The 12,847-nt window shown below is 63.9% G+C and carries 13 protein-coding genes and 1 pseudogene; 3 read left to right on the forward strand and 11 right to left on the reverse strand.

Going from position 1 to position 12,847, the window contains the following annotated elements; translation table 11 throughout:
- Positions 1–18 precede the first annotated feature (18 nt).
- Positions 19–993, reverse strand: a pseudogene (locus tag LB519_RS09865) (hypothetical protein).
- Between the two features lie 143 nt (positions 994–1,136).
- Positions 1,137–1,661, reverse strand: coding sequence for a glycosyltransferase (locus tag LB519_RS09870; protein WP_024502635.1), 525 nt, complete (start codon positions 1,659–1,661; stop codon positions 1,137–1,139).
- Positions 1,662–1,810: 149 nt separating this feature from the next.
- Here LB519_RS09870 and LB519_RS09875 point away from each other — a divergent pair, with 149 nt between their 5' ends.
- The gene (locus LB519_RS09875) at positions 1,811–2,965 is read left to right on the forward strand and encodes a PA0069 family radical SAM protein (protein ID WP_023808673.1); all 1,155 of its coding nucleotides are present in this window, start codon (positions 1,811–1,813) and stop codon (positions 2,963–2,965) included.
- Between the two features lie 152 nt (positions 2,966–3,117).
- Positions 3,118–3,819: a ribonuclease HII gene (locus LB519_RS09880; protein WP_013532840.1), complete on the forward strand. Its 702-nt coding sequence runs from the start codon at positions 3,118–3,120 to the stop codon at positions 3,817–3,819.
- Between the two features lie 274 nt (positions 3,820–4,093).
- On the opposite strand, the gene LB519_RS09885 is transcribed toward LB519_RS09880, so the two are convergent.
- From LB519_RS09885 to LB519_RS09915, 7 genes are all read right to left on the reverse strand, one after another.
- On the reverse strand, positions 4,094–4,585 hold the full coding sequence (locus LB519_RS09885; RefSeq protein ID WP_013532841.1) for a F0F1 ATP synthase subunit B: 492 nt from the start codon (positions 4,583–4,585) through the stop codon (positions 4,094–4,096).
- Between the two features lie 10 nt (positions 4,586–4,595).
- Entirely contained in the window at positions 4,596–5,195 is a 600-nt protein-coding gene (locus LB519_RS09890) for a F0F1 ATP synthase subunit B (RefSeq protein ID WP_224619715.1), read from the reverse strand.
- 63 nt (positions 5,196–5,258) lie between these two features.
- Entirely contained in the window at positions 5,259–5,483 is a 225-nt protein-coding gene (locus LB519_RS09895; RefSeq protein WP_006206606.1) for a F0F1 ATP synthase subunit C, read from the reverse strand.
- Positions 5,484–5,568: 85 nt separating this feature from the next.
- Positions 5,569–6,327: a F0F1 ATP synthase subunit A gene (locus tag LB519_RS09900; protein ID WP_013532843.1), complete on the reverse strand. Its 759-nt coding sequence runs from the start codon at positions 6,325–6,327 to the stop codon at positions 5,569–5,571.
- A 59-nt stretch (positions 6,328–6,386) separates the two neighbouring features.
- Entirely contained in the window at positions 6,387–6,794 is a 408-nt protein-coding gene (locus LB519_RS09905) for an AtpZ/AtpI family protein (protein WP_224619717.1), read from the reverse strand.
- 254 nt (positions 6,795–7,048) lie between these two features.
- Positions 7,049–8,233, reverse strand: a complete 1,185-nt coding sequence (locus LB519_RS09910; RefSeq protein ID WP_013532845.1) for a cell wall hydrolase — start codon at positions 8,231–8,233, stop codon at positions 7,049–7,051.
- Positions 8,234–8,377: 144 nt separating this feature from the next.
- A complete protein-coding gene (locus LB519_RS09915) occupies positions 8,378–9,667 on the reverse strand; it encodes an MFS transporter (RefSeq protein ID WP_224619719.1) in 1,290 nt (429 codons plus the stop codon).
- 119 nt (positions 9,668–9,786) lie between these two features.
- On the opposite strand from LB519_RS09915, the gene LB519_RS09920 reads away from it, so the two are divergent.
- Positions 9,787–10,695 carry a LysR substrate-binding domain-containing protein gene (locus LB519_RS09920; RefSeq protein WP_013532847.1) on the forward strand — a complete coding sequence of 303 codons (909 nt, stop codon included), beginning with the start codon at positions 9,787–9,789 and terminating at the stop codon, positions 10,693–10,695.
- A 32-nt stretch (positions 10,696–10,727) separates the two neighbouring features.
- Here LB519_RS09920 and der read toward each other — a convergent pair whose 3' ends face one another.
- On the reverse strand, positions 10,728–12,161 hold the full coding sequence (gene der, locus LB519_RS09925; protein ID WP_224619721.1) for a ribosome biogenesis GTPase Der: 1,434 nt from the start codon (positions 12,159–12,161) through the stop codon (positions 10,728–10,730).
- Complete coding sequence (locus tag LB519_RS09930; RefSeq protein ID WP_013532849.1) at positions 12,158–12,823, reverse strand: tetratricopeptide repeat protein; 666 nt, start codon at positions 12,821–12,823, stop codon at positions 12,158–12,160. The genes der and LB519_RS09930 overlap by 4 nt, the downstream gene beginning before the upstream one ends.
- Positions 12,824–12,847 lie beyond the last annotated feature (24 nt).

The raw sequence follows: 12,847 nt of genomic DNA on the forward strand, positions 1-12,847 counted from the left end.
CCGAGGCAAGCGTCGCTCTCAGCGGATGACCGGCTCGCCATGAAACCGCCGGCGCGACGGCGGCGAGACGCCGAAGCCGACTTCCATCATCAGTCGCGGCGTGCGTGCCGGCACGGTGCCCATATGGAAGCCAAAAGGGTCCTCGACGAAACCGAGACCGGCCTCGCCGGTCAGCGTCACCGGGCTCTGCTCGCCATAGACATCCAGGACCTGTTGCGCGGGGTGGCCAACCAGAAGCGTGAGCTGGTGCTTGAGGCTGCGGCGCTTGTGGCTGCCCCTGACATAGACATGCGGACCGGTGTCGGCGTCGACCGGCTTGAGGTAGAAGAAGAATTTCAGCATGCGCCAATCATCGAGATCGAAATGATACTTGCCGAGCGAGGCGAGGTTCTAGTCGGCATCCGAAGCGGCACCGGTTGGAAAACTCCACCAGACGCGCGTCGTGATCAGTTTTGCCTGGCCGCCGAGATAGTGCGCGGCAATATCCAGAAGCAGCGGATCGCGCTGGATGGCAAGCGCCGCCGGGCAGTCGAGGATGCGCTCGAAAAAATGCCCGCTGAGCAGCGAGCGGCCAAGGCGTTTCTCGGCCTCGGCATGTTCCCCCGGCATGAATTCGAGACGGCGGTCGAAATTGCCGTAGCAAGGCGTGCGCCCGGCGAAGTCGGCGATCTCTTCATGGATATCAGGCGGCAGGACCAAGCCTGAGAACAGCCCGTCGGAGCGCAACGCATCGACGACCGCTCCCCGTTCGACACCGGCAAACATCGTATCCCCGGCATTGGCGACCGGGCGGGCGCGTTTTGCGCCCAGCCAATGCATGCGGCGTCCAGGCATTGTGCGCGCCAGCACGAACATCGGCAGCCAGGCGGGGTTTTCGCGCAGGTCCTTGAGATAGGTCGGAATGCGCACCGCGATGCGTCGCAACAGACTGCCGTCGCGCGCAATAGCCTCGAGACTGGCCGCGCCGGATGTGTCGGGGGTTGAAAGCTTCATTGGGTCCTCGGCTATGAGAGCACCACCGATGCCGCATCGGTGCTCGCCACTCGGCATGTCCCAAACCCAATTCCCGCTTGAACGGAAGCTAACCCCGCGTCAGATTTTGTGCAATGCACAATGGCCTGAGCAGCTGCAAAAAATCATGTCGAGGAGCGGCGTTCCTGCTTGGCGGGCGCCATCCAGATCTCGGCGTCGAGCCGCTTCATTGCGAGGCCGCGGGCGATGGCCTCAGCACTGCCGGCACTCTTGGCCGCGGCCGCCGCCTGACGCTTGCTGATCAGCAATCCGTCGGCCAGGGCGCGGTTTCCCGAAAAGACCCGTGCCAGGAATGGCGTGCGGCTGGCCCGCGTGCGCGAAAACCGTGCGGCCATGGTCTGCCTGGCCGTATGCGCGACAACCTCATCGATCCAGCCCTCCACCAACCGCGCGCCCGGTTCCAGGAGCAGCAACCAATCCCCCTTGGCCTGGCGGATGCCGGCAGCGACACCGCCGGTCACGTACTGACAGCCGGCATGCTCGGCCACACGATGCGTCTGGTCGGTGGAGCCTGTGTCGCAGACGATGACTTCACGCACCACGCCTTCGACCGCGCCGCCAATCAGCGAGGCGAGCGTGCGGGCGAGGCCCTCCTCGTCATTGCGGGTTTCGATGAGAACACTGAGCATCCTTAGCCGAATAGCGGAAAGCGCCGGACAGCGCCAGTTTTGCATCGCACCATAGAAAGTTCTTGCTTTGTTCTCATCGATGAAATAGGAATAATTTCATGAACAGAGCGATTCGACACAACACGGACAGTCCCTGGGAGCGGGCGAAAATGGAACAGATCGTGCGCGCCGACATTGCAGCTTTCGGAGCAGGAAGAGCCGAGATGGCCAATGCGATGGTCGAGCAGAGCGGCATGCGTGTCCGCCCGGACCGCAACCGCGGCAGGTCGGCCGGCATCAACCCGTCCGGCCGATTCGAGCCAGTCAGCCGGCACGTGTTCGACGATGGCTGGAATTCGCTGGAAGAACTGCCCCCCTTCAAGACCGAAGTGCAGGTCGAGAAGCCGCGCACCATCATCACCCGCAACGAATCGCCCGACATTTCCTTCGACCGTTCCATCAACCCTTATCGCGGCTGCGAGCATGGCTGCGTCTATTGCTTTGCCCGCCCGACGCACGCGTTCATGGGCCTGTCGCCGGGTCTGGATTTCGAATCGAAGCTGTTCGCCAAACCTGATGCGGCGCGCTTGCTCGACAAGGAGCTTTCGAAGGACAGCTATCAGCCGCGCACCATCGCCATCGGCACCAACACCGACCCCTACCAGCCGATCGAGAAGCAATACCGGATCATGCGCGAAATCCTCGAAGTGCTGGAAGCGCGCGGCCATCCGGTCGGCATCGTGACAAAGTCCGCCCTGGTGACGCGCGATATCGATATCCTGTCGCGCATGGCCGAACGAGGGCTCGCCAAGGTGGCGCTGTCGGTGACGACGCTCGACCGCATGCTGGCGCGCACCATGGAGCCGCGCGCGTCGACGCCGACCAAGCGGCTGGAAGCGATCCGGCAGCTTTCGGATGCCGGCATTCCGGCGTCGGTCATGGTGGCTCCGATCATTCCGGGCCTGACCGATCCGGAGATGGAACGCATCCTCGATTCGGCACGTGCGGCCGGCGCGCGCGAGGCGGGTTATGTGATCCTGCGGCTGCCGCTGGAGGTCAGCCCGATCTTCAAGGACTGGCTGCTGCGCCATTATCCCGACCGTTACCGCCATGTGATGTCGCTTGTCCGCTCCATGCGTGACGGCAAGGACTACGATTCGGAATGGGGCAAGCGCATGAAGGGCGCCGGTCCCTATGCCTGGCAGATCGGCCGGCGCTTCGAGATCACAGCCAAGCGGCTTGGTCTCAATGCCGAACGGCGCACGCTGCGGACCGATCAGTTCGTTGCCGCCGGGAAAGACCAGGTGCAACTGACGCTGCTTTGAAGAGACAATTCGTCGCGATGGTTTGATCCGTCGCGCACCAAGAATCCCGTCCGGCCTGCCCCGGCCTGCAGACGGTGCCCTCCCGGTCCGGCGCCCCACCCGACCCGGAGGGACTTGCGGAGAATCGGAGCCGATGCGAACCTCGCCGCAACATGGCTCGCGCGCGTTCTGATTCTCCGCCTCTCTTTGAGATCATCGAGAAGCCCGACTTCTCCTTCGAGACGAAGGCGATGGCGGAGGGCCTGTGGCCGGTCGCCGGGATGGACGAGGCAGGCCGCGGCCCCCTGGCCGGGCCGGTGGTCGCCGCAGCGGTGGTGCTCGATCCCGCCAACATTCCCGACGGCCTCGACGATTCCAAACGCCTCAGCCATTTACAGCGTGAGGCCCTGTTCCTGCGCATTCTCGGCTCCGCACAGGCGGTCTCGATGGCCTCCATCAGCGCCGAGGGCATCGACGGCAGCAACATCCTCAAGGCAAGCCTGGAAGCCATGCGGCGCGCGCTGGTAGGGCTGTCGATCCGGCCGAAGCTTGCGCTTGCCGATGGACGCGACGTGCCGCCGGGACTGCCTTGTGAAGGGCGCGCGCTGATCAAGGGCGACCAGCGTTCGCAGTCGATCGCCGCCGCCTCGATCGTCGCCAAGGTGATGCGCGACCGCATGATGTGCGGCTGCGGCAACCATCACGACCGCTACGGGTTCGAAGTCCATATGGGCTACGCCACGGTTCGCCATCGCACTGCGATCGAAGCGCATGGCCCGGTGGCGCGGCTGCACCGCGTGTCGTTTGCGCCATTCCGGCTGGGTGGGGCCGAGGTGGACGTGGTGGAAGAAGAGAGCTTCGCCGGGCTGGATTGAGCGACGACGACGACAAGCCAATCTCCCCCTTGTGGGGGAGATGTCCGGTAGGAGAGAGGGGGGCGCTGTCCCGCCGGCCTCTCAATCGATTGCAGTTATGCCCTCAGGCTTGTCCCGATAGACCTTAGGACAACAAAGGTTAGCGTTCCTTCACGCCCCCCTCTGCCCTGCCGGGCATCTCCCCCACGAGGGGGGAGATTGGCAGCTTCAGCGCCGCAACAAAAAAGCCGCCGGGTTGCCCGGGCGGCTTTCGATGACTGGCTAGACGAACCGCCTAATTCAGCTTCGACTTCACGTCCGCGAGCGAAGCCTTGAACAGATCTGCACCGGCCTTGGCGTCGATCTTGCCGGCAAGCAGCGCGCGTGCTGCCTCGACGGCGATGTCGACGGCGCTGGCGCGCACTTCGCTGATGGCATCACGCTCGGCCTGACCGATCTTCTGTTCGGCAAGCGCGGTGCGCCTGACGACATAGTCCTCGGTCTTCTTATGCGCGTCGGCGGCAAGCATGTCGGCTTCGCGCTTGGCGGCAGCGACGATGTCGGCGGCCTCCTGCTCGGCTTCCTTGCGCTTGCGCTGGTACTGGCCGAGCAGCTGCTGGGCCTCCTCGCGCAGCCGGCGCGCTTCGTCCAGTTCATTGCTGATCCTGGCGGCACGGGCGTCGAGCGCCTTGGCGATCATGCCAGGCACCTTGATGTAGACGGCAACGCCGAGGAAGATGATCAGGGCTATCGTGGCCCAGAGCGTCGCGAGAGATGTGTAATCCATGATGCGCTCCTCACCGGGCCACGGATTTGACCGCGGCCGCGATCTCGGCCTTGCTGGCCTTGCCGCCAACCAGAGCCTCGACGATCGCCGAAGCGGTGTCCTCGGCGATGCTGCCGACTTCCTTCATGGCATTGGCCTTGATGGAAGAAATGCGGGCTTCGGCTTCGCCAAGCTTCGCGTCGAGCGCGGCCTCGACCTTCTTGCGAGCGGTGTCGGCCTCGGCCTTGGCAGCGTCGTTGGCCTGCTGGCCGATCGCGTTGGCCTTGGTCTTGGCTTCCGCCAGTTCCTGCTCGTAGGCAGCAACGGCGGCGTCGGCCTCGCCCTTCAACTTGGCCGCCTGGTCGAGGTCCTGCGTGATGCGATCGTTGCGGACATCGATGATGCCGCCGACGCGCGGCATCACCACCCGCTTCAGGAAGAGATAGAACAGCCCGAAGGTGATCGCCAGCCACAGAAGCTGCGACGGGAACGTCGCCGGATCGAATGGCGGAAACGTGCCATGCGCTTCAGCAGGCACGCTGGTGCCGGAATGCGTGTCGCCTTCCGTCGCAGCGTGGCTGGTATCGGCTGATGGCGCGGACTCTTGCGCAAAGGCAGATGTCACGAACATGGACTATCCCCGAAATTCAGGCCCGCCGCTTGCGCGGCCGGCCTGTCCAATCTTCCCGAGTGCTCAGCCGAACAGGGCCAGAAGCGCGATGAGAAGCGAGAAGATGCCCAGAGCTTCGGTCACGGCAAAGCCGAAGATCAGACGGCCGAACTGGCCATCGGCGGCCGACGGGTTGCGCAGTGCGCCCGCCAGGTAGCTGCCGAAGATGTTGCCGAGGCCAATGCCCGCGCCACCCATGCCCAGGCAAGCGATGCCGGCGCCGATGTACTTTGCTGCTTCTGCGTCCATTTGTTCAACTCCTTTGGATCTAAAATTCCGTTGCGATTCCATCCGGCGCCAATGTTGGAAATCTTTGGGCCGGAAACTTTTGGACCTAGTGCCCTGGATGCAGGGCGTCGTTGAGATACATGCAGGTCAACACGGCAAAGACGTAGGCCTGCAGGAAGGCGACCAGCAGTTCCAGTGCCGTCAGCGCCACCGCCATCGCCAGAGGCAGGATCGAGCCGGCGACGCCAACCGCGCCGAGCGCGCTCAGGCTGACGACGAAGCCGGAGAACACCTTCAGCGTGATGTGGCCGGCGAGCATGTTGGCGAACAGACGAACCGAGAGGCTGACTGGGCGCGACACGAAGGAGATTACTTCGATCAGCACCACGAGAGGCAGCAGGAAGACCGGCACGCCGTGCGGCACGAACAGTTTCAGGAAGCCAAGACCATGCTTCATGAAGCCGTAGACGACCACGGTTGCGATCACCAGCACGGCAAGGCCGAAGGTGACGATGATGTGGCTGGTGACGGTGAAGAAATAGGGGAACAGGCCAAGCAGATTGGCGACGAGCACGAACATGAACAGCGAGAACACGAGAGGGAAGAACTTCATGCCCTGCGTGCCGGCGGCGTCGCGCAACATGTTGCCGACAAACTCGTACGCCATCTCGGAGACCGACTGAAGCCGCCCGGGAACCAGGCTGCGGCTCGACGTCGTGAGAAACAGGAATCCAGCCGCGACGATCACGGTTGCGACCATGAACAGCGCCGAATTGGTGAAAGACAGGTCATAGCCGCCGATGTCGATCGGAATCAGCTTGTTGATATGGAACTGGTGGATCGGATCGACCTTGTCAGCTGCCACGTTCAAACCCCGTCAATGCCGCGTACGGCCTCGTTACCATTACCGCACATGGTGCGCGGTCATTTCTTGTCGTCTTGGCCACGGCGCGATTTATCGCCCTGTCCAAATTCTGCCACGACGCCGGCGGAACGCATCACATTGAGCACTCCGGCGCCAAAACCAAGCAGCAGAAACACGATCAGACCCCATGGCGATGTCCCCGCCAGACGGTCGATGACCCAGCCGATGCCGGCACCCACCACCACCCCGGCGATAAACTCGCTGGAGAGTTTGAGCGCCTGACCATAACCGGCCACACTGCCCGCTTTCGCGTCGTCTTTCCCCTCGAGCCGGCCCGGCCGCCTTGTCGCAAGCGAAGCTTCAAGGTCACGGCGGCGGCGCTCAAGATCGTCGTCGCGGATGTCGGCTTCATGCTGATTGCCGCGGCCGGTTTCTCCGGTTCCGTCTGGCCCATTCTTGTCGGCCATCGCAACCCCCCTGCCCGGTCAGACCGTCACCGTCCGTCCGCTTCTAAAGTCGCCGGCAACATAGTTAGAGGGTTTGCGCCCGTCAAGCCACGGGCGGAAGTTCATTGCCATGTATTTTAGGCAATAAAATCAATGAATTACGAAGGTGCGACATCGTGCCCGCCAGGATGACGAGGATGCATGGCGCGAATCCCCCGCGCAATGGCTCTTTGATCGGCTGCGCGCCACATTAAGGATCAGCGGCTGCTCCGCACTCAGCTCCAGCCGCCGCCATAGGTCCGATAGAAGATATGCAGGCCGATCTTGGTCATCTTCTGCATCGTGCGCGCCCAGCCGGGATGGACATATTGGGCATAGTAGTGGGTCGACGATCCGACTTCCGGAATGAAGATCTTGCCGGCGGTGACGGCCATGGCGATCTCCTGGGCGGTCTTGTAGGCGGCTGGGCTATCGATGCGCTTCTTCCTGCCGTCGCAGGCGAAGGAGAACTGGCAACGGTTGAACCAGCTGTCGTTCTGGTAGACGACGCCGCAGATCGAATTCGGATAGGTCGGATTGCGGACGCGGTTGAGGATGACCTGGGCGACAGCGGCCTGGCCGCGCACGGATTCGCTCCTCGCCTCGAAATAGATTCCGTTGGCAAGGCATGCCTGCTCCTTCTTGGAGAAGACACTCGCCGGCAGCGGGTTCTGGATCCACGAATGATCGCCCTTGGCCATCGGCGGAATGAAGCGGCCCTCATTGGGCTGCTCGTCCTGAAGCAGGGCCTCGAAGGGCGATGCCTTGGCATAGTCCGGCTCGGATTGCGCATAGGCGGTGGCCAGCACATCCGGATGGTCGTTGTTGACCAGCGCCGCCAGCATGGCCGGCATGCCGGGATCCGGCTTCTTGTCCTCGCGCACATGGAATGCGGCGGCGATCTGGATTTCCTTGCCTTTGATCTGCGGCTTGGCGAAAGCCATTTTCAGGCCGCTGTCCATGCTGGGCCGGAGCAAGGAGGAGGTGCGCTCGAAGATCGAGCCGGCGTTGAAGTTCTTCGGCGGTGCGACGGGAGACATCTGGACGATGCGCCCTTTCTTCTCGGCACGCACGACGCGGTCCTCATCGGGTGTGGCGCTGACCTTGCCGCCCTTGCCACGAAACGACACGTTGCCGACACCGGCCAGATGGACGCCCGATCCGGAAATGGAGCCGGTGACATCGGAATCGACAAAGGGCATCTCGGCCGCATGGGTCGAGCCGGCAACGGATTTCTCGACATAGGAATTCCAGCGCGTGCTCGATGCTTCGAGGCCGGAAACGAGGCTCGTCATGTCCTGATAGGCGGCGACGGTCGGAAAGCCGATCCAGATGCCGAAACCGATGACGAGCGGACCCAGAAAGCCACGTTTTCTCTCACCGGCGGCGGCAACCAGCCGCTTCAACACACGTCGATGCACGGAACTCTCTCCAGGAACGCTACAGACCCCACTGGAGAGCAAAATGATGCATTAACCTTGATGGGACGTTAACGGATTCGATCGGGTTTTCCCGGTCGGCCCGAGGTCGTGGTTGCGAAGTCGGGCGATTTTGCGGCCGACTATTCAGGCCGGACGCAGGAAGATCGGCCGGGCGATCAGCGCGCAGATGGCGGCCGCCAGCCAGACGCCGGACCAGGACCAGAGGTGCAATAGCCCCGGAATGGCCACCGGCACCAGGAAGAAGCCGACGAAAACAAAGGTGTTGGCAAGGCTGAGCGCGGTTCCGACATGGCCGGCGCCGGCAAGGGTGGCAAGCTCGGTGTAGGCGACGCCGTGCCAGGCGGAGACAGAGATGCCTGCGACAATAAGCACGACCGGAAGAACCGCCGACCAGATGAGCTGGCCGCCCGGAATGGTTGGGCCGAACAGGACCAGCAGCCAAAGCATGGCGAAGGCAAGGGCGCTGAACGCGCTGCACAGGCGAAGAAATTGGCGGCGGTTGCCGTGACGGTCGGTGAAGCGGCCGCTCCAGATGCGCATGACCATGGCGCCGATCTGCACCGCGGCGAGGCTGGCACTGATTGCCGCCGTTCCCAACCCAACGAAGTCGTGCAGGAATACGGAGGCGAAGGTGAGCACGGCCACCTGCGGAAAGCAGAGCAGGCCGATGGCGGTCGCGATACGCCAGACGTCGCGATTGCGCAGCGGCGCCGGTCCGGCCACAGCCGAAGCGGGATGGCCCTCGCCCGCCGTCGGCGGCTCGTGCAGCCAGCGCCAGGCGAACAGGGCAGACAGAGCGGATGCACCCGCCAGGACCCCGAACACCGCGGCAAAGCCGAAAGCCAGCGCAAGCGAGGGCAGCACGAGCGCGCCAAGGCCGCCGCCAAGCGGCACCGCCGTCTGCCTGATGCTCATGGCGAAGCCGCGCTCGTTTTCCCGGAACCAGCCCATGATGGCGCGGCCGCTCGAACCGTTGACGCTGCCGCCGAGCAATCCGGTGATGAATAGGCTCGCGGAGAGCAGCGTGACATCGGGAGTACCGGTCCTTGTCGGCACGACCAGCATCGCCATGACCAGGAGCCACGCCGCCGTCGCGCCGAGCCCGATCAACAGCACGCGGCGGTCGCCCCAGCGATCGGTGAGCAAGCCCCAGGGCAGTTCGCTGAGCGCGACCCCAAGCCCGAGAAGGCCGAGCGCCAGACCGAGTTCGGCATTGCCTAGGTGATAGCCCTGGCGAAGAACGACCGCCGTCGCCGGGATGCCGGAGAACGTAGCCGAGAAGGCGGCATTGGCGGCAACGCCGATGCCCAGGACTTTCCAGCGATGGCCCGGCGTGAACACCCTCCCGGTGGAACCGGTATCTTCCAGAAGTTCCGACGGCTGCCGGTCGGTGCAATTGACAATGGCGGACATGACTTCATTTCCCGTGCTGGCCAGCGGTTCGGCCTTGACGATCCGTCCCTACCGCCATAATTTCGTCCTGAAAATCAGGAAGTTTTTAACTTACAATCCTGAAAATCGGGACTTCCAACATGCGACGCGTGACATTCGACCTCGACGTCCTGCGCAGTTTCGTCACCGGCATGGAGCTGGGTAGCTTTGCCAAGGCCGCTGACCGGCTTGGCCGGTCGACGTCGGCGGTCAGCGCGCAATTGAAGAAACTGGAAGAACAGGCGGCGACGCCGATCTTCCGCAAATCAGGACGCGGCCTCGCTTTGACCGAGGCCGGCGAGACCATGCTCGGCTATGCGCGCAGGCTGATCGAATTGAATGACGAGGCGGCATCCGCCATCCACGGTGTCGAGCTGGAAGGCTGGGTACGGCTCGGCTTGCAGGAAGATTTCGGCGAGGCGGTGCTGCCGGACGTGCTCGGCCGATTTGCCCGGGCGCACCCCAAGGTGAAGATCGAAGCCAGGATCGCACGCAGCCACGACCTTGCCGAAAGGGTCCTGTCAGGCAGCCTCGATATCGCGCTCGCCTGGCACTGCGGCGAAACGCTGCCCTACAGCCAGCATGTCGCCGATGTGCCGATGCGCTGGATCGGGCCGGCAAAGCGTATCGAGACCAGCCTGCGCAACAGTGAGCCGCTGCCGCTGGTGGCGCTCGAAGCGCCATGCCTTCTGCGCACGGTGGCAACCGAAACGCTCGACCGCGCCGGCCTGTCGTGGCGGATGGCCTTTTCCAGCCCGAGCCTTGGCGGCATCTGGGCAGCCGTGGCGGCGGGGCTGGGGCTGACAATCCGCACCGACATCGGCCTGCCTGCCAGCGTCAGCGCGATGACGCCGGAGATCGCCGGGCTGCCTGCATTGCCCAAAATGGCGTTGGTGCTGCACCAGAAGGATGCTGAACTGGATCCGGTGGCAGCGCGGCTGGCCGACATATTGCTGCAGGCGGCGTTGCAGGCGCTGCCACGGGACGAGCGGTTGAAGGAGGTCGCTTAGACAGCCGGAACAGGTATCCAGCGCCCGACCGCTTATTTACGCTTGTTCGACCTGCCGGCGAACGGATTGTCCGACGTGCGCAGCGCGATGCGGATCGGCACGCCGGGCATATCGAAGGCTTCGCGCAGGCTGTTGGAGAGATAGCGGACATAGGATTGCGGCATCGCATCGGGCCGCGAGCACTGGACAACGAAACCCGGCGGCCGGGTCTTGGCCTGGGTGACGTATTTGACCTTCAGCCGGCGCCCTGCCACGGCAGGCGGCGGATGGTGTGCCAGGATGCCTTCCAGCCAGCGGTTGAGCTTGCCAGTCGAGACGCGGCTGTTCCATACCTTGTGGGTCCTGATGACGGCATCCATCAGCTTGTCGAGGCCGCGCCCGGTCTCGCCGGAGACAGGTACGGCCTGCAGGCCGCGCGCCTGGGGAAGAAGCCGTTCCGTCTTCTCGCGCAGTTCGGCCAGAAGCTCCTGGGGATGGTCGATCAGGTCCCATTTGTTGAAGGCGATCACCGGCGCCCGGCCTTCCCTGATGATCAGGTCGGCGATCTGCAGATCCTGCTTCTCGAAGGGAATGGTGGCGTCGAGCACGATGATGACGATCTCGGCGAAGCGGATGGCGCGCAGGCCGTCCTGCACCGACATCACTTCGAGCTTTTCGTGAATCCTGGCCTTGCGGCGCATGCCGGCCGTATCGAACAGCTTCAGGCGGCGGCCATGCCAATCCCAATCGACCGAGATCGAATCACGGGTGATGCCGGCTTCCGGTCCGGTGAGCAGCCGTTCTTCGCCGATCAGCGCGTTGATCAGCGTCGACTTGCCGGCATTGGGACGGCCGACGACGGCGATGCGCATCGGCTTGGTGTCGTCATAGGTGTGCTCGGCATCCGGATCGGCGATATCCTCGCCGATCAGCACCTCGCCGGCAGCGATCTCTTCGTCTTTGCTATCTTCGTCTTCGCCGAAGGCGCGCGCTTCGCCGAGCGCGCCGATCACGGCGTCGCGCAAATCGGGCATGCCCTGGCCATGCTCGGCCGAAACCGGGATCGGCTCGCCAAGGCCGAGCTCCCAGGCTTCCAGCATACCGCCCTGGGCGCCCTTCGCCTCGGCCTTGTTGGCGACCAGCACGACCGGCTTGCCGGACTTGCGCACGATCTCGGCGAAGGTCCTGTCATCAGGCAAAAGGCCGGACTTGGCGTCGATGGTGAAGAAGATCAGGTCGGCCTCGCGGATAGCGATCTCGGTCTGCGCACGCATGCGGCCGGGCAAGGTCGAGGCACCAGCGTCCTCGAAGCCGGCGGTGTCGATGACATCGAAATGCAGGTCGTAGAGCTTGGCGGCGTGGACGCGACGATCGCGGGTGACGCCCGGCGTGTCGTCGACAAGCGCCAGCTTTCTTCCCACCAGCCGATTGAAGAGAGTCGATTTGCCGACGTTAGGTCTGCCGATGATGGCGACTTTGAAGGTCACGACGCACTGCCCGACCCGCGGATCAGCTCGGACATCAATGTTGCGCGCTCGCGGGTGTTGCGCGGGGCGCCGTCATCGGCGGCGATCTGGTCGAACAGTTTCAGCGCGTCCTGCGTCTTGCCTTCCTTCCAGGCGGAAAGGCCGAGCGCCTCGCGCGCCGTGTGGCGCAGCGTGTTGGTGTCGGATGTCAGCGCTTCGACACGGCTGGACACGTCGGCGAACGAGCCATGGTCGACGAGCAGCAGCGCTGCCCGCAGCCGCGCCATGTCGCGAATGCTCTGGGGAATGGCCGTGTCGGCGGCGACTTCGTCGAAATCCTTGACGGCGGCGGGAACGTCGCCCTTGTTCGCCTTGACGGTCGCGCCGCGCATGCGTGCGAGCAGCGGATAGGCGCCGTAGCCATCCTTCTCCAACTGATCGAGCGCGGTCAGCGCCTCATCGTTCTTGCCGTCATTGGCAAGCTTCAGCGCCTGCGAGAACGCATCGCCCGAGCGGTTGGCGCGCGTCTCGTCCCAATAGCGATAGCCGACGAAGGCTGCGGTGCCGAGCACCACGAGGATCGCAACGACAATCAGGGCTGGGCCAAAACGGTCCCACAGCGCCTGCGCCTGTTCGCGACGGATCTCGTCGTTGACTTCACGGATAAAACTGTCGTCGGACATCAAATCAAACCATTCCTGCCCGGT

It is taken from the genome of Mesorhizobium sp. AD1-1, assembly GCF_020164655.1.
In the GTDB taxonomy this organism is placed as follows: domain Bacteria; phylum Pseudomonadota; class Alphaproteobacteria; order Rhizobiales; family Rhizobiaceae; genus Mesorhizobium; species Mesorhizobium ciceri.

What these genes read in the sequence shown, in the direction of transcription:
- LB519_RS09920 (WP_013532847.1), top strand. Translation starts at nt 9,787, where the DNA reads ATGCGACGCGTGACATTCGACCTCGACGTCCTGCGCAGTTTCGTCACC.
- LB519_RS09885 (WP_013532841.1), bottom strand. Translation starts at nt 4,585, where the DNA reads ATGGATTACACATCTCTCGCGACGCTCTGGGCCACGATAGCCCTGATC.
- LB519_RS09930 (WP_013532849.1), bottom strand. Translation starts at nt 12,823, where the DNA reads ATGTCCGACGACAGTTTTATCCGTGAAGTCAACGACGAGATCCGTCGC.
- LB519_RS09915 (WP_224619719.1), bottom strand. Translation starts at nt 9,667, where the DNA reads ATGTCCGCCATTGTCAATTGCACCGACCGGCAGCCGTCGGAACTTCTG.
- LB519_RS09870 (WP_024502635.1), bottom strand. Translation starts at nt 1,661, where the DNA reads ATGCTCAGTGTTCTCATCGAAACCCGCAATGACGAGGAGGGCCTCGCC.
- LB519_RS09880 (WP_013532840.1), top strand. Translation starts at nt 3,118, where the DNA reads ATGGCTCGCGCGCGTTCTGATTCTCCGCCTCTCTTTGAGATCATCGAG.
- LB519_RS09890 (WP_224619715.1), bottom strand. Translation starts at nt 5,195, where the DNA reads ATGTTCGTGACATCTGCCTTTGCGCAAGAGTCCGCGCCATCAGCCGAT.
- LB519_RS09905 (WP_224619717.1), bottom strand. Translation starts at nt 6,794, where the DNA reads ATGGCCGACAAGAATGGGCCAGACGGAACCGGAGAAACCGGCCGCGGC.
- LB519_RS09875 (WP_023808673.1), top strand. Translation starts at nt 1,811, where the DNA reads ATGGAACAGATCGTGCGCGCCGACATTGCAGCTTTCGGAGCAGGAAGA.
- LB519_RS09895 (WP_006206606.1), bottom strand. Translation starts at nt 5,483, where the DNA reads ATGGACGCAGAAGCAGCAAAGTACATCGGCGCCGGCATCGCTTGCCTG.